The following is a 17716-nucleotide window of genomic DNA, read 5'->3' as shown; positions in this document are numbered from 1 at the left end:
CACAATGACACAAGCCATGAAAATTGCCATCGTCGATGACGAGCAGGACATGCGTCAATCCATCAGCCAATGGCTGGCCTTGTCAGGCTACGACACCGAAACCTTTGCGAGCGCCGAAGATGCTCTCAAGGTGCTGGGGCCGGAATATCCTGGCATCGTGATTTCAGACATCAAAATGCCCGGAATGGACGGGATGCAATTTCTGAAGAAGTTGATGGGTAATGACAGTGCGTTGCCGGTCATCATGATTACAGGCCACGGCGATGTGCCCATGGCCGTTGAAGCGATGCGGGTGGGTGCGTTCGATTTCCTCGAAAAGCCCTTTAACCCTGATCGCATGAGTGAGCTTGCAAAGCGCGCTACGGGCGCCCGCCGTCTCACTATGGATAACCGTGCGCTGCGTCGCGAGTTGAGCGATGGCGGCCAGTTGATGAAAAAGCTGATCGGCCAGTCGCCTGTGATGGAGCGTCTGCGCGAGGATATTCTGGATCTGGGGCAGGCCGACGGTCACGTGCTGATTGACGGCGAAACTGGCACAGGCAAGACGCTGGTCGCCCATGCACTGCATGCTGTCGGGAGCCGTGCAGGCAAGAAATTCGTATTGGTCAGCTGCTCGGCTTGGGAAGAGGAGGCGCTGGCCAAGCGTCTGTTCGGTCCCATGTTGCCGGAGGACAGTGCCTTGCCCGCGATCGAGGAGGCCCGTGGCGGGACCCTTGTTCTTGAGGATATCGAAGCCCTGAGTGAGGCGCTTCAGGCCCGACTGTTGTCGATCATCAACGAGCAAGGCACACCGGCAGAGACCCGTATCGTGGGCATCTGCAACATGCAGGAAGCCGGCCGGACCTGTGAGGACGCGCTGCGCCCTGACCTTTATTACCGTCTGGCGGCCCTGAAGATCACTGTGCCCCCGCTGCGCCAGCGGGGCGAGGACATTCTGACCCTGTTCACCCGGCTGAGTGATCAATTTGCCGATGAATATGGCTGTGAGGCACCCAAGGTGTCGGCCCAAGAAGCTGCGCAACTGTTGCAGGCCCCGTGGCCTGGCAATGTACGGCAGCTGATCAATATTGCGGAGCGTGCCGTGTTGCAGGCCCGTCGCGGCACTGGGTCCATTGCGTCCTTGCTGATGAACGATCACGAGGAAATGCAGCCTGTGATGACCACAGAAGGCAAGCCTTTGAAAGAATATGTCGAGGCTTTCGAACGCATGCTGATCGACAATACGATGCGTCGTCACAAGGGGTCCATCGCCAGCGTCATGGAAGAGTTGTGCCTGCCGCGTCGGACTCTGAACGAGAAGATGGCCAAATACGGCTTGCAGCGTTCTGACTATCTCTGATCACCTTACGTGACAGCCTGTTGAAACAAGTGACCGCCGGGGAACTCGGCGGTCATTTTGTTTCGTATGCGGGCGTGGCATGAGTGCGGCATTGGTGTTGGGAGATTGCAGTGATGATGCCGGATGCTTTCCTTTTTGACATGGATGGGCTGATTTTGGACAGCGAGCGGGTCTACGGCGCGGTGGCAAGGGATATTCTGGTGCCACATGGGTTCGCCGCTCAGGCCGTTGATGCGCATTTTCTAACATTGGTCGGGGTTTCGGGCGACGCTGCGCGGCAGCGGCTGGAATCGTTTCTGGGCCCGGAATTCGATTTGGCCGGGTTTAATGTGGCCTGGCATGCTGAGGTGTCCCGCCGGGTGGCGCAGACCGTGCCCTTGCGTCCGACGGTGCGTGACAGCCTCGAGCGGTTGGCCGGGCAGGGGGCCAGGATGGCCGTTGTAACCTCGACCAATGGTGACACTGCACGCCAGCATCTGGATAAAGCCGGGCTTTTGCGACATTTCGAGGCGGTCGTAGGCGGCAACGAGGTGCCAGCACGCAAGCCGGATCCGGCCCCGTATCTCCAGGCGGCGACAGCCCTTGCCGTGGACCCCACACGCTGTGCGGCTTTCGAGGACAGCGACAGCGGGATTACAGCGGCTGTGCGCGCCGGTTGCATCGCTGTACAGGTGCCGGACTTGCGTCCTGTTGACACGCCCTTACCCTCGCTTGGCCAACGGGTTGCGCCCGATTTGTGGGCGGCTATCGAAGAAGTCGGCGGATTTGGAATTCATCTCTAGCCTGGTCAGGGCACTCTGACGTTGATCCGCGAAGCATACTTGCCTGTCCCCGCCACCGGTGAGACGGTGCCGACGTGAGCAGGGGGTCATTGGTGGGGTCATGCGACGATGAAGATTGTCAGTCTAAATGCCTGGGGTGGGCAGGTCTGGGATGCGCTTGCACCATGGATTGCCAGTCTCGATATTGATGTTTTGTGCCTGCAGGAGGTCACACGCGCCCCGATACAAAGCCCTGAATGGTTACGCTATGTCGATCCCTACCGCGATCTAGCACAACGGTCGGACCTGTTCGGTGACATTTCCGCGCTGCTTCCAGACCACCAATCTTTTTTTGCGGCGGCGACGCGCGGTGTTTTAATGGATGACAAAGGCGTTGCCGTCCACTCTGAGCATGGCTTGGGCTTGTGGGTTCGGCGGAACTTGGCGGTTACACAATTCGCGCAGGGTTTTGTCCATGGCACGTTTCGCCCAGATGGCTGGGGCGCAGAACCCGTGCCACGCGCGATGCAGGTGGTACGGGTGCAGGACCCCGGCACAGGTCAGTCGCTTTGCGTTGGCCATTTCCATGGATTGCGAGACCCGTCGGGCAAAGGCGACACGGCGGCCCGTACACGGCAGACCGAACGCGCGATAGCTCTCTTTCGCTCGCTCTGGCAGCAAGACATCCCGGCGGTACTCGCGGGGGATTTCAACCTCTTACCAGACAGTGCCAGTTTTGCGCAATTTGCACAGAACGGCCTGCATGACTTGATTGCCCATCACCGCATCATGGATACCCGCACGACGCTTTATACAAAGAGCCAACGCTTTGCCGACTACATGTTGGTGTCCAATGACTTAATGGCCAAAAGCGCCTTTGATGTGCCGGATCAACCCGAAGTATCGGACCACCGCCCCTTGATCTTGGTAACCTGAACGAGCGCTGGTTTTTGCCTGGATCGGTTGGTGTCAACTGCGAGACACGCGCGTCATCTAGAGAGGTTGCGCGCACTTTTTCGTACCGGGAGGGAACGGGAAGATGCGTCATTTGCCGGTTCGGGCGATTGCCCATTGTCATTTACCCCACCTTACTCTTATCTAAAGGGACGAAGCAAAGCCGCCTGTGTGCGTCGCTTCGTTTGAGTTTCGCTGTTGGACGGAACGGACAGGACACCCTGCCGCGGTCCACAGACCGATTGGGCCAGCAATGGCCAAGGATTGCTGACGCGGACCAAGGTCTGGCGCAGCTTATGAACGGACACGATGCAGTAAAGCACCGTGTCGGAGAAGAACCGCGATGACGCGCGTGAGGACAGTACAGTTCCCGGCAGAAGGCCCCTCCGGCCTGATCTGCAGCGCGTCCATATTCGCTCAGACAAGACACGCCCCCAACACGCTTGCGCCGCCAGGCGCCAGACGATTGCGGGCGCGCAATGGAATTTCATGCCAAAGAAAATGCTTATCGATGCCACCCACGCGGAAGAAACCCGCGTTGTGGTGGTCGACGGAAACAAGGTCGAGGAGTTCGATTTTGAATCCGAAAACAAACGCCAGCTTGCTGGCAACATCTATCTCGCAAAGGTAACACGGGTCGAACCGTCGCTTCAGGCGGCGTTTGTGGACTATGGCGGCAATCGCCATGGGTTCCTTGCGTTCTCGGAAATCCACCCGGATTACTACCAGATCCCAGTCGCTGACCGCGAGGCGTTGATGGAGGAAGAGCGCGCCTATGCCGAGGCGTTGAAGGCGCGCGATGACGAAGAGGATAAACCCAAGCCGACGCGAAAGCGGTCGTCGCGGTCGAAGTCCAAAGCGTCAAAAGCCGCTGATACGGACGCCAAGGTATCGACCGAGATTGAGGGAATGGAGACCATCGACCTCGATACAGGCGCTGATGCTGAAACGGATGTAGCCGTTCCAGAGGGAGAGGCCTCTTCCCCAATGGAAACGGTCAAGGATACGCCTGTTGATACGCCGGAAGCGGGCGAAGAGATTTCCGAGGCTGATGATACCGCAGAGAAGGTTGAACCAGCAGCGGAGGATGAAACCTCTGCATCTGAAACCTCGGCAGCCGATGAAGCTGAAAAAGCTGTAGATACGGATGAGGCTGATGAAGCAGAGCACGATGCTCCGACTGCCGATGCCGTTGAGGACGATGACGTCAAAGCGAAGGGGGCGGATGCAACATCCAAGGATGACAGCATCGAATCTGTCGCGGATGAGGACGACAGCGAAGACATTCGTCCGCCGCGCAAACCCAGGCCGCGCCGCTACAAGATTCAGGAAGTCATCAAGGTTCGTCAGATCCTGCTGGTGCAGGTGGTCAAGGAAGAACGCGGCAACAAGGGTGCTGCCCTGACCACCTACCTTTCGCTGGCTGGACGCTATTGTGTCCTGATGCCCAATACCGCCCGTGGCGGTGGTATTTCCCGCAAGATCACCAATGCTGCCGACCGCAAGAAGCTGAAGGAAATCGCAAACGAGATCGAGGTGCCGCAGGGTGCCGGTCTGATCGTTCGGACAGCAGGGGCCAAGCGCACCAAGGCCGAGATCAAACGTGACTATGAGTACCTGCAACGCTTGTGGGAGCAGATCCGCGAGCTGACCCTCAAGTCCATCGCGCCCGCGAAAATCTATGAAGAGGGCGATCTGATCAAACGGTCGATCCGCGATCTCTATAACCGCGAGATTGATGAGGTGTTTGTCGAGGGCGAGCGCGGCTATCGCATCGCCAAGGACTTCATGAAAATGATCATGCCGTCCCACGCCAAGAACGTGAAACAGTACCAGGACAGCCTGCCGCTGTTCGCGCGCTACCAGGTCGAGACTTATCTGGGTGGCATGTTCAATCCGACCGTTCAGCTGAAGTCGGGCGGCTACATCGTGATCGGCGTCACCGAGGCGCTTGTGGCCATCGACGTGAACTCCGGCCGGGCGACCAAGGAAGGATCGATCGAAGAAACCGCGCTCAAGACCAATCTGGAGGCTGCTGACGAAGTGGCGCGCCAGTTGCGTCTTCGTGACCTTGCCGGTCTGATCGTCATCGACTTCATCGACATGGACGAGCGTAAGAACAACTCCGCCGTTGAAAAGCGCATGAAGGATCGCCTGAAGACCGACCGCGCCCGCATTCAGGTGGGTCGGATTTCCGGCTTTGGCCTGATGGAAATGAGCCGTCAGCGTCTGCGCCCCGGCATGATCGAGGCAACGACGCAACCCTGTCAGGCGTGTCATGGCACGGGCCTTATCCGGTCGGATGATAATCTGGCCCTGTCCATTCTGCGCCAGATTGAGGAGGAAGGGACGCGCCGCCGCTCACGCGAGGTGTTGATCAATGCGCCTGTTGGCATCGCAAATTTCCTGATGAACCAGAAGCGCGAGCATATCGCGCAGATTGAGGGCCGCTATGGTCTTTCTGTCCGGATTGAAGGTGACCCGCATCTGGTGAGCCCCGACTTCTCGCTCGAGAAATTCAAGACCGCAACTCGCGTTGTGAACGCGGTTGAGGCGCCCGTGGTGTCCGTCGATACATCGATCATGGACCAGATAGACGAGGACGAAGATGCCTTGTCGGAGGTCGTTCCAGAGACATCCACAGGCGAGGACGGTGAACCAAAGCCCAAACGTCGTCGTCGTCGGCGTCGCAGCCGGAGCCGCAGCAAGTCGTCCGGCACGGAGACGGTGGCTGATCAGGTAGAAGGTGAAACATCAGAGGCCAATGAAGCGGCGTCTGACGAAGCGGCACCACTTTCCGACGAAGCACCAACTGCCGAGGAGCCGAAGCAAGACGAGGCCACGGAGCAGGCGGAAAAACCGGCGAAGAAGACCACGCGAAGCCGGTCGTCTCGGTCTCGTTCGTCCACCAAGGCCAAAGCGGACGCCGCAAAGGCTGCGGCAACAGAGGCGGAGAACGCTGAAACTGAACCGGCTGAGGTGAAACCTGAGGTCGAAGCACCTGAGGTGCCAGTTGAAGAGGCGACAGAAGCACCCAAGAAAACCTCGACGCGCTCTACACGGTCGCGCAGCACGAAGTCCAAGACGGTGAAAGCCGATGATGCGCCTGCGTCTGAACCGGTGTCGAAACCAGTGCAGGCAGAAGAAGTGAAGGTGCCAGAAGCCGTGGCCGAAGCACCAGCATCTGTTCCGGACGACCCACCCAAGCCGAAAAAACGCGGCTGGTGGTCGCTTGGTAAGTAAACAAAGGGGCGTGCCAGCGGCGCGCCCTTATCCTTTGCGGATTGTGTAACGCTGGATAGGACCGCTGGTGTCTGCTGAGACAAGTACGTGACCCGCCTCAGTGCAGAAATGGGGCACGTCCACCACGGCCGCAGGATCGTCAGCGGCGATGATCAGCAAGTCGCCGGAGGAAAGCTTTTGCAGGCGCTTGCGTGCCTTGAGCACGGGCAAGGGGCATAGTAGCCCGACCGCATCTAGTTCGTGTGCGTCATTCATAAAAGCCGAAATAGGCGCGATGTTACATCCTGTCCACAGACATGTGACCGTGCTGCACGTGACGTGCGGGACAAGGACGGTTAGGTGGGGGATATGTTCGGAATCGATATCATCGACGCAAGCCTGATCCCTGCCATGAGCGTTGCGCTTCTGGCAGGCATCATCAGCTTTCTCAGCCCCTGTGTGCTGCCCATTGTGCCGCCGTATCTGGCGTACATGTCAGGCATGACCGTCGGAGAGATGTCAGAAGGACAGTCTGGCCGCAGCCGTGCCACTGTCACTGCTTTGTTTTTTGTGCTGGGCCTGTCGACCGTCTTCATCATTCTCGGCTTCGCCGCGTCAGCCTTTGGCGCGTTCTTTTTGCAGAACCAGATACTCTTCGCCCAGATCTCCGGTGCTGTGATCATGGTCTTCGGCCTGCATTTTCTGGGTGTATTCCGCATTCCGTTTCTCGATCGCGAGGCTCGCATGGATGCGGGAGATCAGGGCGGGTCGTCTTTTGGTGCGTATATCCTTGGCCTCGCATTCGCATTTGGCTGGACACCATGCATCGGGCCGCAATTGGGTGCCATTCTGACCCTTGCCGCATCCGAAGCTTCGGTCACACGGGGCACGTTCCTGCTTGGCATATACGCGGCCGGTCTGGGTATTCCGTTCCTGTTGGCCGCAATGTTCATGAGCCGCGCGATGGGCTTCATGAACAGGATCAAGCGGCACATGGCCTTGATTGAGAAGGTTATGGGCGGATTGCTGTTGCTGGTCGGTGCGGCGATGCTGTTTGGGCTGTTCACCCGGTTTTCGTTCTGGTTGCTCGAGCAATTCCCGGCACTCGCCACACTGGGCTAGGCAGGCACAGTCTTACTTTGGCCGTAGATGCGCGTTAGGTTGCATCAAAAGGTGCATGAATGAGCAGGTCGCATCCAAAATCCGTCTCGCGTCGTCGGGTGTTCTACATTCCCGGCTACGATCCGATTCATCCCCGTCGCTACCGCGAGCTTTATCGCAAGGAAGGCGCGGCTCAGGCGGATATCTCGGGCTACCAGATTGCGCTGCGTCCGGCATCCAAATCCGAACATTACGGGTGGCAGGTTGAGGCCGAAATAGATGGTGCCAACGTCCATGCTGATGTTGAAGTACTGGTCTGGTCCGACATTGTGCGTGGGTCAATGGAGGCTTCGATACCCGGCACATACCTTCAATTGATGCGTACGGCGTGGACCTACATTGCCTCCGGCGCGTTGCGCCGGTTGATGAGATTGCGGAAAGGGCCCGTGATTGCTGCCCTATACCCTGTTGGCATGTTGCTTGGACAAGCCCTGCTGGCTTTCTGTCTGTGGTACGCGCTGTGGCGTGTAGGTGCGGTATTTGGTGCCGTCGGCGAATGGGGCGGCCTGCTTCTTGGCGCTGCGGCTTTCATCACTCTTTTGCGCTGGTTCAAAGCAAAGGACGGCAAGATCTTTGCCTACTACCTCATGCATGACTATGCCTATTCGGCTGCATCCAAGGGGGCGAACCCACCCGCATTGGAAGAGCGTATGCACGACTTCCAGAGCAGTATAGCAGCGGCCCTGTCAGAAGACGTCGACGAAGTGCTTATCGTTGGTCATTCATCCGGTGCCCATCTGGCCGTTTCGATCCTGGCAGACCTGATCCGGGCGGGGCAGGTGCCCGCCAATGGACCTGCACTGGCATTCCTGTCCTTAGGGCAGGTGGTGCCCATGGTGTCCTTCTTGCCGGACGCACACCGCCTGCGTGCCGATCTTCAATTTCTGTCGGTGCAGGACGCATTGACATGGGTCGATGTGACAGCCCCGGGCGACGGATGCGCCTTTGCACTGTGTGATCCCGTATCGGTCTCGGGTGTTGCGCCCAAGAACAAGCGCTGGCCGCTGGTGTTCTCTGCCGCCTTCACCCAAAGCCTAAGTCCGGCGCGCTGGAAAGAATTGCGCTGGCGGTTTTTTCGGCTGCATTTTCAGTATCTCTGTGCCTTCGACCGGCCCAAGGACTATGATTATTTCCGGATCACGGCGGGGCCGCTGACATTGGCGGATCGATACGCAGATCGCCCACCGTCAAAGTCACGCATAGATCACGCAGTGTCCAAGTATACGTCAGTCGCCGCATGATCCCACCCAAGCCCCCCAGCCGCCCGGACCGTGTGTCGCTGTGGCGCTACATGCAGCTCTTTCGACAGGACATCCTATCGGCCCAGCCTGCACGTTTGTACCGCGCGTGGATGGCCGAATTTCGAACACCGTTTTTTCGCAGTTACCTGATGAGCCAACCGGAGTTGGTGAAAACGGTCCTTAAGGACCGGCCGGAGGACTTTCCAAAGTCTGACCGTGTAAGTGAGGGCCTGCGCCCTTTACTTGGGAATTCAGTGTTTCTGACCAATGGGGAGACATGGAAACGACAGCGGCGCATTATTGATCCGGCGTTTGAAGGCGGGCGCCTGCGCGAGACGTTCCCGGCCATGTGGGATGCTTCGGAGGCCGCCGCCAGTCGTATGTCCGAGGGCGTGATTGAGATCGAAGAACAGACCAGTCATGCGGCGGCTGATGTCATCTTCCGCACGCTCTTCTCCATTCCGATCGAGGACGCGTTGGCCAGCGCAGTGTTTCACGAGTTCCGCGCTTATCAGCGCAGCCAGCCAATTCTGAACCTTGCCGCCTTTGTCCCATTGCCGCGTTGGATGCCACGGCTGTTTCGCCGCGACACAAGAGCCAGCGCGGCGCGTATTCGGGCGTTGATTGCCAAGTTGGTTATTCAGCGAGCACAAGAGATTGCCGACGGCACCGCGCCTGATGATCTGGCGACCAAGATCATGACGACACATGATCCCGAAACAGGTGAGACCTTTTCCCCGGAAGAAATGGTGGACCAGGTTGCGATCTTTTTCCTAGCGGGTCACGAAACCAGTGCATCCGCGCTGGCATGGGCACTGTATCTGATGGCCCTTTACCCGGAGTGGCAAGAAAAAGTGGCTGCAGAGGCGAAAGCGCTGTCAGATTGCGATTTCGCCGTGATGTCAAAGCTGCCTGTGACCCGAGACGTTTTTCGCGAGACGCTTCGCCTCTACCCACCGGTCCCGATGATGGTGCGCGAGGCGTCTTGCCCTGAAAAGTTCCGGGATCGCGCGGTGCCCCAGGGCAGCCAGCTGGTGCTGAGCCCGTGGCATTTGCATCGTCATGAGCGGTTGTGGGAACGTCCGGATGAGTTCGACCCAGGCCGATGGCAAACCGAAAACGGCAAGACATGTGGGCGTGATGCCTACATTCCATTTTCTGCTGGCGCACGGGTTTGTACGGGCGCCGGATTTGCCATGGTCGAAGGTCCGCTGATTCTGGCGCGGTTGTTGCGCGATGTTACGGTATCATGCGTGGAGGGACGGGCGCCCGTACCTGTGGCACACCTGACTGTTCGTGCAAAAGACGGAATTTGGCTTCATATCGGCAAAAGATAGCGCAAACAGGGGCTTGGCGGGATTTCTTGCACGGCGTTAATGCGTTAGGTCTGGGGCAATTAAAGTCATGACTTTGGAGCACGGTATGACCGACTTTGCCAAGATGCAGGACCAGATGGAAAACGGAAGCGGCTTTATCGCTGCCTTGGACCAGTCTGGCGGGTCCACGCCAAAGGCGCTTGCGCTGTATGGGGTGGATGCTTCGGACTATGGGTCCGAAGACGAAATGTTTGGCGAGATCCAGAAAATGCGGGAACGCATCATCCTGAGCCCGGATTTCACAAGCGCCAAGGTCATTGGCGCAATCCTGTTCGAAAAAACACTGCATGAACAGATCGAAGGGCAGGCGGTGCCATCGTACCTATGGGACAAGCGTGGCGTGGTGCCATTTCTGAAGATCGACAAGGGGCTGCAGGACGAGGCCGACGGTGTCCAGTTGCTCAAGCCTATTCCTGGGCTTGCGGATACGCTGGCGGCAGCCAAGGCAATGGGCATCTACGGCACCAAGGAACGGTCCGTGATTCACGGTGCCAATGTGGATGGGATCAAGGCGATAGTCGCAAACCAGTTCGACGTCGCGCATGAGGTTATTTCCGCTGGTATGGTCCCGATCATCGAACCTGAGGTGAACATTCACTCCGAGACCAAGGCTGAGGCTGAGGCAATCTTGGCTGAAGCCCTGCTGACACAGACTGAGGCGTTGGGCGAAGGCCAAGACATCATGCTAAAGCTGACCTTGCCCGAGCAACCCGGTATCTATGATGCGTTGGCAGATCATCCGCGTGTGCAGCGTGTTGTAGCGCTGTCCGGTGGATACTCGACGCAGGATGCCAGTGCGCGGCTTGCCCAGAACCACAAGATGATCGCGAGCTTCAGCCGTGCGCTGACCGAAGGATTGCAGCGCGACATGAGCGACGACGGCTTTCACGCAGCGCTTGGTGGCAATATCAATCAGATTTACGAGGCATCTGTTGCATAGACTTTTCGCTAAAAACAAAGTGCTCCGAGCCCGGTGACTTTTTGAGATTGTGGGTTCGGAGTGGAACTGAGCGTACTGGATCACTGTCATTGAAGACGGTGATCCGTGCTACGGGCCTAAGATCGCGGCGGCAAAGTGAGTATTTATTGCTCCATCAGCCGCTTAAGGACAAAGACCCGAATAGCGGAAGCAAGTCCAACATTGGTGCCGCGCTCTGCATCAATTTCAGCTGCTAAATCATTGATTGGGCGACGCTCTTCTTCCGCAATCATGCGAAAGGCATTCCAGAATTCGGGCTCCAGTGACACGCTGGTGCGATGGCCCTTGAGGGTGAGGGAGTGCTTCTGTGGCCGGGTGCTCACTGCTCTGCCCAGAACCGCCGTGACGGGTCGAGTTCGGCAATACGCTCATATGTGTTCAGCAGACGCGCCAACGATCCTTGGTTGGCACGAATGTAACGGCGCGCGCGGCGCAGGGCGCGGATACGGTCGCGCACGGCTGTGTCATCGATCTGTGTCATGAAACACCTATAACTCTCAACGCCGCTAACTTGACTAAGATTTATGGCTTTTTGTCGTTCCCATTCGCGCCATACGGGGACGTTTCGGCGGCTTTGCCGTCCAATTCTCGCGCAGACCGGGAGTTTTCCCGCTTTGCGCGATCCTTTTCCGCCTTGGTCAGCCCAAATGTGACCGCATTGGCGTCGGCGCGCGCCTTCTTCTCAGCGCGCGCACGGGTCTTGCGAACCTTGTTTAGGTTGATCGGTGTGCTCACTTGGGGCCGATCATGTTTTCGGGGCGCACCACCTCGTTGAACCGTTCTTCGGTGACAAAGCCAAGTTTCACGGCTTCTTCTATCAGCGTTGTGCCGTTCTTGTGTGCGGTCTTGGCAACCTTCGTTGCGTTGTCATAGCCGATCTCGGGCGCCAGCGCGGTGACCAGCATCAGCGACTCGCGCATCAGCTTGTCAATGCGCACTTCGTCCGCCTGCAGCCCATCCACCAGATTGTCCGTGAAGGCGGAACAGGCGTCTCCAAGCAACTGCATGGATTGCAGCACATTATAGGCCATCATCGGCTTGTAGACGTTCAGTTCGAAATGTCCCTGCGACCCGGCAAAACCTACTGCTGCGTCATTGCCCATGACGTGTGCGCAAACCTGTGTCAGTGCCTCGCACTGGGTCGGGTTCACCTTACCCGGCATTATGGACGAGCCGGGCTCGTTCTCGGGCAGAACCAACTCCCCCAGACCGCAGCGGGGGCCGGAGCCCAGCAGCCGAATGTCATTGGCGATCTTGAAGAGCGAGGCTGCAACCGTCTTCAGTGCGCCGGACATTTCGACCATGGCATCATGGGCTGCCAGCGCCTCGAACTTGTTGGGGGCGGTGACAAAGGGCAGGCCGGTGATGTCGGCCATGTGGCCCGCGACCGCCTCGGCCCAGCCGACCTTGGTGTTCAGGCCAGTGCCAACGGCTGTGCCGCCTTGCGCCAATTCGTAGATGCGGCCCAGCGCGTCTTTGACCCGCTGAATGCCCATGGCGACCTGATGGCTGTAGCCCGAGAATTCCTGGCTAAGCGTAAGCGGGGTTGCGTCCTGCGTATGGGTTCGACCGATCTTGATGATCCCATCGAACTGCGCGATTTTTGCTTCAAGGGCCGTGTGCAGTTTCTCAAGACCCGGCAAAAGCACGTCGCGCGCTGTCATGGCGGTCGAAATGTGCATGGCCGTCGGAAATGTGTCGTTCGACGATTGGCCCATATTGCAGTGATCGTTGGGGTGCACCGGGTCCTTTGAGCCGATTACACCACCCAGAATTTCGATAGCACGGTTCGCGATCACCTCGTTGGCATTCATGTTCGATTGCGTGCCAGACCCGGTCTGCCAGACCACCAGCGGAAAGTTGTCATCCAGCTTGCCCGCAACGACTTCGCCCGCCGCCTCGATGATTGCATCGGCCAGCTTTGCGTCAAGCGTGCCGTGCGCCTTGTTCTGCATGGCGCAGGCCTTCTTGATCACACCAAGTGCACGCACCAAGGCCACAGGCTGCTTTTCCCAACCGATCGGGAAGTTCATGATGGAGCGTTGCGTTTGCGCACCCCAATACTTGTCGGCTGGAACCTCCAGCGGACCAAAGCTGTCGGATTCAGTGCGGGTGTCGGCCATGGGGTGGCTCCTTTTACGCGTGTCGTCGTGATGTCATGCATCTACCGGCCAAGGGCAGCGCAGACAAGGACTGGTGCGCTGGATCATGGATGATGTCATCACACATTGGCGAATCGAGGGTGCATCCGTGTGCGAGCGTTCCTATATCTGGGGAAACAGGAGGAAAAAGGACCACCTCATGAATGTCTCACGCGCACTTGTTGGCGGCTCGACGCGGCCCTTTTTTGCTGCCCTCTTTGCACTAGGCTTTACCATGCTCGCACTTGGGGCACCTGTACGGGCGGATATTGCACCGTTTGTCGGTGAATACTCGGGCAGTGCCGATGTTATTCAAGCGGACGGAACAAAGATTCCCCGCGATATGAGCGTAAAGATCAATACGACGAAATACGGGTTCACTGTCACGTGGACATCGGTCACGCGTAGAGCATCCGGTAAGCTGTCAGAAAAATCATATTCCGTCGATTTTGTGCCAAGCGGTCGAGGCGAAGTCTATGCAGCGGCTCAAAGAAAGAACGTTTTTGGTCATGAAGTGCAACTCGACCCGATGAAAGGCGAACCCTATGTTTGGGCGCGCATCGATGCAGAGACGCTGACGGTCTATTCCCTGTTCGTGAGCACCGATGGTGGTTACAGCCTGCAGCAATATGACCGCACATTGACTGAAGGCGGATTGGACTTGAACTTCCAGAACATCCAGGACGGGGAAATCCTGCGTGCAGTGGAAACATTCCTGACCCGGGACTGATTGCCGGGTTACTTCCTGAAACTGTCGAGAGACACGATGTCGGCATCTTTGCCCTCATCGTCAGCCTTCGCTTTGTCTTCAAGCGCTGGTTTGGGGGCGGCGGGTGCGCGGCTCGGTAAGATTTCCGGCGGTGTCGCTGGCGCGGTTTCGTCTTCGTCCTCGCCTTGGGTCTCAAAGCGGAGCCCAAATTCGACCGACGGATCTACAAAGGTCTTGATCGCATCGTAGGGTATGTACAGGGGTTCCGGGGCATCGCCGAAGTTCAGTGTCACGGCAAAGCCCTCGGCCCCGACATCAAGTTTGTCATACCAGTGCTGCATCACCACCGTCATTTCGCCCGGGTAGCGATCGCTCAGCCAGTCGGCCAGCTCGGCGTCTGGGTGGCTTGTATCGAAGGTAATGAAGAAATGATGTGTGCCAGGTAGTCCGTTCTGGGCAACATCCGTCAACACCTTCCGGATAAGGCCGCGCATGGCCTCGTGCATCAGGTTGCCGTAATCAATGCTCCGGCTCATGGTGATCCTCGTGCTGCGTGTATCAACCATATCCCAATTTAACGCAGAGGGAAGAGGTGGCGCGCGTTCAATGGGATTAAACCAGCCCCAAAAGTGAAAGTGCGCAACCTGACGCCGCCATGATCGCCAATGTCGCCAGCAAACTGACGCGCAAGCGCAGCATCAAAAGCCCTGCGGCAACTGTCAGGCCGATCGCCCAAGGATTGAGGGTCGAAGGGTCTGGGACGGGCAGGGCGCCTATCTTGGCTGTGCCGACATCTGCAAACACGACATGCAACGCAAACCAGACCGACAAGTTCAGGATGACGCCGACCACGGCAGCCGTGATACCCTGCAACGCGGCCGACAGCCGGGGCCGTGTGGCGATGTGATCCAGATATGGTCCAGCCATAAAGATCCAGAGAAAGCACGGCACAAAAGTCACCCACAGCGTCAGCGCGCCTGCCGCAAGGGCAAGTGTCAGACCGCCCTGAGCGTAGCCCGCAAGCAGTGCCACGAACTCGGTTACAAGGATCAGTGGGCCGGGTGTGGTTTCTGCAAGCCCCAGGGCGTCTATCATCTGCCCGGTTGTAATCCAGCCGTGATCCTGGACGACTTGCTGGGTCATATAGGCGAGCACCGCGTAAGCCCCGCCAAACGTCACGACCGCAAGTTTGGAAAAGAACAGGCCGATTTCGAGCAGGAAACTCTGGGCAGTGAGCCATAGCGCAACAAGCGGCGCGAGCCAGAGTGTCCCGAAAACCGCGATGGTGCGCGAAGTTTGGGTCCTGACCGGGGCGGGGTTTGTCACGGCGGCTGCACCATCGGCACGCAACGCGCCAACCAAGCCTGCGCCAATCACGACCAAAGGGAAAGGGGCACCAAACACGAACAACGCAACAAAGGCCGCGCCAGCAAGGCCCCACGCGATAAGGCCGTTCAGTGCCTTTTGTCCCAGCCGCATAAGTGCCTGCGACACGACGACGATGACAGCCGCCTTGATGCCAAGGAACGCGGCCTGCACCATAGGGATATCGCCAAAGCGAATATAGGCGAGTGCGAGAACAAGGATCACGGCGGCCCCCGGAATGACAAAAAGCAATCCGGCAAGCAGCCCTCCTGCAAAGCCGCGCAACCGCCAGCCCGCATATGTGGCCAATTGCATTGCCTCCGGTCCCGGCAGCAGCATGCAGAGCGACAGCGCGCGCAGGTACTGATCCTCGGTCAACCACTTTTCGCGTGACACGAGCGTGTCATGCATCAATGCAATTTGTGCTGCAGGCCCACCGAAAGACAGCAAACCGATGCGTCCGAAGACCTGGATCAGCCGGGACCAGCTCTGTTCCCTCATGCGACCTCCTGCCGATTGGATTGGCGATGTAGCAGCCAGGCCGCGTCAAGAAACGGCAGGGCGGCGTGTATCAAGTCTTCATCACGTTCATGAAGATTGGACAACACGCCAAGCAGTGATGTGACGGGATTTGTCAGAGTATCAACGGATGTGACAAAATCCAAAAGATCAGGATACCTGAGGCCGGTTGCGGCGAAGCTCTGAGCAAGAGGGGTTTCTGGCAGAGCATATGCCTCAAAGCGCGCGGCAACATCCTGCACATGTTCGGAGGCCACCCACATCAGTATGGCGCGGGGGTCATACCAGCGAAGGATCACCCAAGCAGCAATACACGCATGTGCGTCGCGGGTCGCATGCAAAACCCATGATGTTCCCGGTGCAGGAGAGTCGCTCAACGCAATGCCTGGATAATTGGCGGTACACCATGCGCGGTTCCCGCCTGTCAGTGCTCGTGCGTCAAAGCCCATGCTGCGCAATTGGGCTGCGGCGCCATGCGACAGCTTCAAACCCTTTTGGCAAATAGTGATGACTGGTCTGTCTCGGGCATGTGCAGCACCCCACAGCTGGACGTCGCGGTGCTGGACATGTTGCGCGCCAGGCAGACGCCACGGTTCAGCTTTAATGTCTTCGGTTAGGCATACGTCGATCAGGCACGGCGCCTTGTCTGTTCCCAACAAGGTCAGTAGTTCAAACGCAGATATGGAGTAATACGAATGGTCCATTGCAGCATCCTTTGAGCACAACAAAAGGATGCGACGTTTGGGCCAGTAAGGATGTTCAGCCTGATGGGGCAGTCGCGTTGGCCCCGCTGACAAAATTGCGCTTGGATGTCGCGTCCGTCAACCCTTTGGATTGCCGGAAGCTTTGCAGATTTAAATGCAACCCCATAACGAAGTCGACATACCGGTAGCAGGCTCAGGATGTTTCAACAGAAAGGAATTTCGAAGCAGAATGGCTGCCGGATGTGGGATACGATCGTCAACTGCACAACAGAGCTTACTGAATGGTAGGTTTCTCGTGTGGACACTGGAGAAAATGGGAGTGCTGACAGGAAGGTATGAACAAAACACTTTGCAGCCACTATCGCAGACGCGTCCCGCCAAGCATGACAGCCATCGCATTTTCGGGAAGTAAGCTGAGTTGCTCAAATAGCGTCAGTGAATCTGTGCCCGTGTAAATTTCGACCATCTGCGTTCCCTCGAACCGTGCGATCACTTGCCCGAAGACATGTACCGGATCACCCGTGTCCGCCGAGTGACTTTTGATCTCAACCAGCGCCGATAGCCAGTCGTCTTGCTCCATGGTGATTGGCAGGGTGATTTCGATGGGGCCAAGCAGTTCGCGGACCATGGTCACAAGCTCGCTGAGGTCCTCGATCGAAAAGGGAGTATCGCCCATGATCCCGCGCGAGCGGGCGTTGGGCGCAAGAAATTTGGGGATCGCGTCAAGATCACCCTTGATCCACACCTCGTCGTACCAGCCTTGCAGGGTCTTGACCTTGTGCGGCATGCGCCCCTCGTATTCAATCGGACTATTAACACCACAGCGATAGCGCCACGGACTTAACAATCCTTGAAGGTATTCAGAAAACACGAAAATCTTTGTGAAAGTGCAGGCTTCTGTTGCCAGGTGCCTGCGAACCCCGCCTAACGCGGCTAGGCGCTAGGGCTTAAAGTCGGTTCGACTAGGACTGCTTACGCAGCCATAGCAACCGGAGCACGATTGTCGTTTGCAATTGTACTGTTTTCGCCGGTAACGGTGGCAGACAGCCGAGACAAAGCTAACACCTTTAGACGTCCGTCGATCCTGTTTCGGCCCCATGATCCCCCAAACGAAGGGATATTTGGTGGAGCCGCCGGGTACCGCCCCCGGGTCCGATCCGTTTATTACGAGCGCGTTTATGTCCATAGTCCCGAAGGACATCGATTAGATAAGTGAAGAGCACACCTTTTGCAATCTGTGAGGCG

18 protein-coding genes and 1 other RNA gene are annotated in these 17716 nt (G+C 57.8%); 9 read left to right on the top strand and 10 right to left on the bottom strand.

All coding sequences use genetic code 11. The features are described 5' to 3' along the window. Positions 1 to 4: 4 nt before the first annotated feature. The 4 genes from Q1A51_RS00400 (at position 5) to Q1A51_RS00385 (ending at position 6297) form a co-directional block, all read left to right on the top strand. Positions 5 to 1339, top strand: coding sequence for a sigma-54 dependent transcriptional regulator (locus Q1A51_RS00400; RefSeq protein WP_299206848.1), 1335 nt, complete (start codon positions 5 to 7; stop codon positions 1337 to 1339). A gap of 113 nt (positions 1340 to 1452) precedes the next feature. Further along, positions 1453 to 2121, top strand: coding sequence for an HAD family phosphatase (locus tag Q1A51_RS00395; protein ID WP_366869738.1), 669 nt, complete (start codon positions 1453 to 1455; stop codon positions 2119 to 2121). A 108-nt stretch (positions 2122 to 2229) separates the two neighbouring features. Continuing rightward, positions 2230 to 3036, top strand: coding sequence for an endonuclease/exonuclease/phosphatase family protein (locus Q1A51_RS00390; RefSeq protein WP_299605635.1), 807 nt, complete (start codon positions 2230 to 2232; stop codon positions 3034 to 3036). Between the two features lie 507 nt (positions 3037 to 3543). Then, entirely contained in the window at positions 3544 to 6297 is a 2754-nt protein-coding gene (locus Q1A51_RS00385; RefSeq protein WP_299605632.1) for a ribonuclease E/G, read from the top strand. Between the two features lie 27 nt (positions 6298 to 6324). Here the strand turns inward: Q1A51_RS00385 and Q1A51_RS00380 are convergent, their stop codons facing one another. Next, on the bottom strand, positions 6325 to 6552 hold the full coding sequence (locus tag Q1A51_RS00380) for a sulfurtransferase TusA family protein (RefSeq protein ID WP_299605630.1): 228 nt from the start codon (positions 6550 to 6552) through the stop codon (positions 6325 to 6327). A 93-nt stretch (positions 6553 to 6645) separates the two neighbouring features. Between Q1A51_RS00380 and Q1A51_RS00375 the strand changes: the two genes are divergently transcribed. From Q1A51_RS00375 to Q1A51_RS00360, 4 genes are all read left to right on the top strand, one after another. Further along, a complete protein-coding gene (locus Q1A51_RS00375; protein WP_299206840.1) occupies positions 6646 to 7398 on the top strand; it encodes a cytochrome c biogenesis protein CcdA in 753 nt (250 codons plus the stop codon). A 59-nt stretch (positions 7399 to 7457) separates the two neighbouring features. Continuing rightward, a complete protein-coding gene (locus Q1A51_RS00370; protein ID WP_299605625.1) occupies positions 7458 to 8678 on the top strand; it encodes a hypothetical protein in 1221 nt (406 codons plus the stop codon). Then, positions 8675 to 10015, top strand: a complete 1341-nt coding sequence (locus Q1A51_RS00365) for a cytochrome P450 (protein WP_299605622.1) — start codon at positions 8675 to 8677, stop codon at positions 10013 to 10015. The genes Q1A51_RS00370 and Q1A51_RS00365 overlap by 4 nt, the downstream gene beginning before the upstream one ends. 85 nt (positions 10016 to 10100) lie before the next feature. Continuing rightward, positions 10101 to 10994: a fructose bisphosphate aldolase gene (locus Q1A51_RS00360; protein ID WP_299605619.1), complete on the top strand. Its 894-nt coding sequence runs from the start codon at positions 10101 to 10103 to the stop codon at positions 10992 to 10994. Between the two features lie 143 nt (positions 10995 to 11137). Here Q1A51_RS00360 and Q1A51_RS00355 read toward each other — a convergent pair whose 3' ends face one another. Genes Q1A51_RS00355 through fumC form a run of 4 tightly spaced genes read right to left on the bottom strand, consistent with a single transcriptional unit; the run spans position 11138 to position 13156 of the window. Continuing rightward, positions 11138 to 11356 carry a ribbon-helix-helix domain-containing protein gene (locus Q1A51_RS00355; protein ID WP_299605616.1) on the bottom strand — a complete coding sequence of 73 codons (219 nt, stop codon included), beginning with the start codon at positions 11354 to 11356 and terminating at the stop codon, positions 11138 to 11140. Next, positions 11353 to 11514 (bottom strand): hypothetical protein, encoded by a 162-nt coding sequence (locus Q1A51_RS00350; protein ID WP_299605614.1) that lies wholly within the window; start codon positions 11512 to 11514, stop codon positions 11353 to 11355. The genes Q1A51_RS00355 and Q1A51_RS00350 overlap by 4 nt, the downstream gene beginning before the upstream one ends. A gap of 41 nt (positions 11515 to 11555) precedes the next feature. Further along, positions 11556 to 11768 carry a DUF4169 family protein gene (locus Q1A51_RS00345; RefSeq protein ID WP_299605612.1) on the bottom strand — a complete coding sequence of 71 codons (213 nt, stop codon included), beginning with the start codon at positions 11766 to 11768 and terminating at the stop codon, positions 11556 to 11558. Continuing rightward, entirely contained in the window at positions 11765 to 13156 is a 1392-nt protein-coding gene (fumC, locus tag Q1A51_RS00340) for a class II fumarate hydratase (RefSeq protein WP_299605610.1), read from the bottom strand. Before fumC ends, Q1A51_RS00345 begins: the two co-directional genes overlap by 4 nt. A gap of 178 nt (positions 13157 to 13334) precedes the next feature. Between fumC and Q1A51_RS00335 the strand changes: the two genes are divergently transcribed. Continuing rightward, the gene (locus tag Q1A51_RS00335) at positions 13335 to 13904 is read left to right on the top strand and encodes a hypothetical protein (protein WP_299206825.1); all 570 of its coding nucleotides are present in this window, start codon (positions 13335 to 13337) and stop codon (positions 13902 to 13904) included. 8 nt (positions 13905 to 13912) lie between these two features. Here Q1A51_RS00335 and Q1A51_RS00330 read toward each other — a convergent pair whose 3' ends face one another. The 5 genes from Q1A51_RS00330 to ssrA all read right to left on the bottom strand — a co-directional run bounded on the left by Q1A51_RS00330 (position 13913) and on the right by ssrA (position 17709). Then, the gene (locus Q1A51_RS00330; RefSeq protein WP_299206823.1) at positions 13913 to 14419 is read right to left on the bottom strand and encodes a ClpXP protease specificity-enhancing factor SspB; all 507 of its coding nucleotides are present in this window, start codon (positions 14417 to 14419) and stop codon (positions 13913 to 13915) included. A 76-nt stretch (positions 14420 to 14495) separates the two neighbouring features. Then, a complete protein-coding gene (gene chrA / locus Q1A51_RS00325; RefSeq protein ID WP_299605606.1) occupies positions 14496 to 15749 on the bottom strand; it encodes a chromate efflux transporter in 1254 nt (417 codons plus the stop codon). Further along, the gene (locus Q1A51_RS00320; protein ID WP_299605603.1) at positions 15746 to 16471 is read right to left on the bottom strand and encodes a rhodanese-like domain-containing protein; all 726 of its coding nucleotides are present in this window, start codon (positions 16469 to 16471) and stop codon (positions 15746 to 15748) included. Before Q1A51_RS00320 ends, chrA begins: the two co-directional genes overlap by 4 nt. A gap of 358 nt (positions 16472 to 16829) precedes the next feature. Next, positions 16830 to 17258 carry a nuclear transport factor 2 family protein gene (locus Q1A51_RS00315; RefSeq protein ID WP_299206817.1) on the bottom strand — a complete coding sequence of 143 codons (429 nt, stop codon included), beginning with the start codon at positions 17256 to 17258 and terminating at the stop codon, positions 16830 to 16832. 99 nt (positions 17259 to 17357) lie between these two features. Next, positions 17358 to 17709, bottom strand: a transfer-messenger RNA (tmRNA) gene (ssrA, locus tag Q1A51_RS00310). Positions 17710 to 17716: the final 7 nt, after the last annotated feature.

The organism is uncultured Tateyamaria sp., assembly GCF_947496075.1.
Taxonomy (GTDB): domain Bacteria; phylum Pseudomonadota; class Alphaproteobacteria; order Rhodobacterales; family Rhodobacteraceae; genus Tateyamaria.
This window is presented reverse-complemented; position numbering and strand designations above follow the sequence as displayed.

Bases quoted from the DNA above. Each gene is read 5' to 3' on its own strand.
- Q1A51_RS00350 (WP_299605614.1), bottom strand. From the start codon at position 11,514: ATGACACAGATCGATGACACAGCCGTGCGCGACCGTATCCGCGCCCTG.
- Q1A51_RS00335 (WP_299206825.1), top strand. From the start codon at position 13,335: ATGAATGTCTCACGCGCACTTGTTGGCGGCTCGACGCGGCCCTTTTTT.
- Q1A51_RS00400 (WP_299206848.1), top strand. From the start codon at position 5: ATGACACAAGCCATGAAAATTGCCATCGTCGATGACGAGCAGGACATG.
- Q1A51_RS00385 (WP_299605632.1), top strand. From the start codon at position 3,544: ATGCCAAAGAAAATGCTTATCGATGCCACCCACGCGGAAGAAACCCGC.
- Q1A51_RS00370 (WP_299605625.1), top strand. From the start codon at position 7,458: ATGAGCAGGTCGCATCCAAAATCCGTCTCGCGTCGTCGGGTGTTCTAC.
- Q1A51_RS00390 (WP_299605635.1), top strand. From the start codon at position 2,230: ATGAAGATTGTCAGTCTAAATGCCTGGGGTGGGCAGGTCTGGGATGCG.
- Q1A51_RS00330 (WP_299206823.1), bottom strand. From the start codon at position 14,419: ATGAGCCGGAGCATTGATTACGGCAACCTGATGCACGAGGCCATGCGC.
- Q1A51_RS00395 (WP_366869738.1), top strand. From the start codon at position 1,453: ATGATGCCGGATGCTTTCCTTTTTGACATGGATGGGCTGATTTTGGAC.
- Q1A51_RS00320 (WP_299605603.1), bottom strand. From the start codon at position 16,471: ATGGACCATTCGTATTACTCCATATCTGCGTTTGAACTACTGACCTTG.
- chrA (WP_299605606.1), bottom strand. From the start codon at position 15,749: ATGAGGGAACAGAGCTGGTCCCGGCTGATCCAGGTCTTCGGACGCATC.
- Q1A51_RS00365 (WP_299605622.1), top strand. From the start codon at position 8,675: ATGATCCCACCCAAGCCCCCCAGCCGCCCGGACCGTGTGTCGCTGTGG.
- Q1A51_RS00380 (WP_299605630.1), bottom strand. From the start codon at position 6,552: ATGAATGACGCACACGAACTAGATGCGGTCGGGCTACTATGCCCCTTG.
- Q1A51_RS00315 (WP_299206817.1), bottom strand. From the start codon at position 17,258: ATGCCGCACAAGGTCAAGACCCTGCAAGGCTGGTACGACGAGGTGTGG.
- Q1A51_RS00375 (WP_299206840.1), top strand. From the start codon at position 6,646: ATGTTCGGAATCGATATCATCGACGCAAGCCTGATCCCTGCCATGAGC.
- fumC (WP_299605610.1), bottom strand. From the start codon at position 13,156: ATGGCCGACACCCGCACTGAATCCGACAGCTTTGGTCCGCTGGAGGTT.
- Q1A51_RS00360 (WP_299605619.1), top strand. From the start codon at position 10,101: ATGACCGACTTTGCCAAGATGCAGGACCAGATGGAAAACGGAAGCGGC.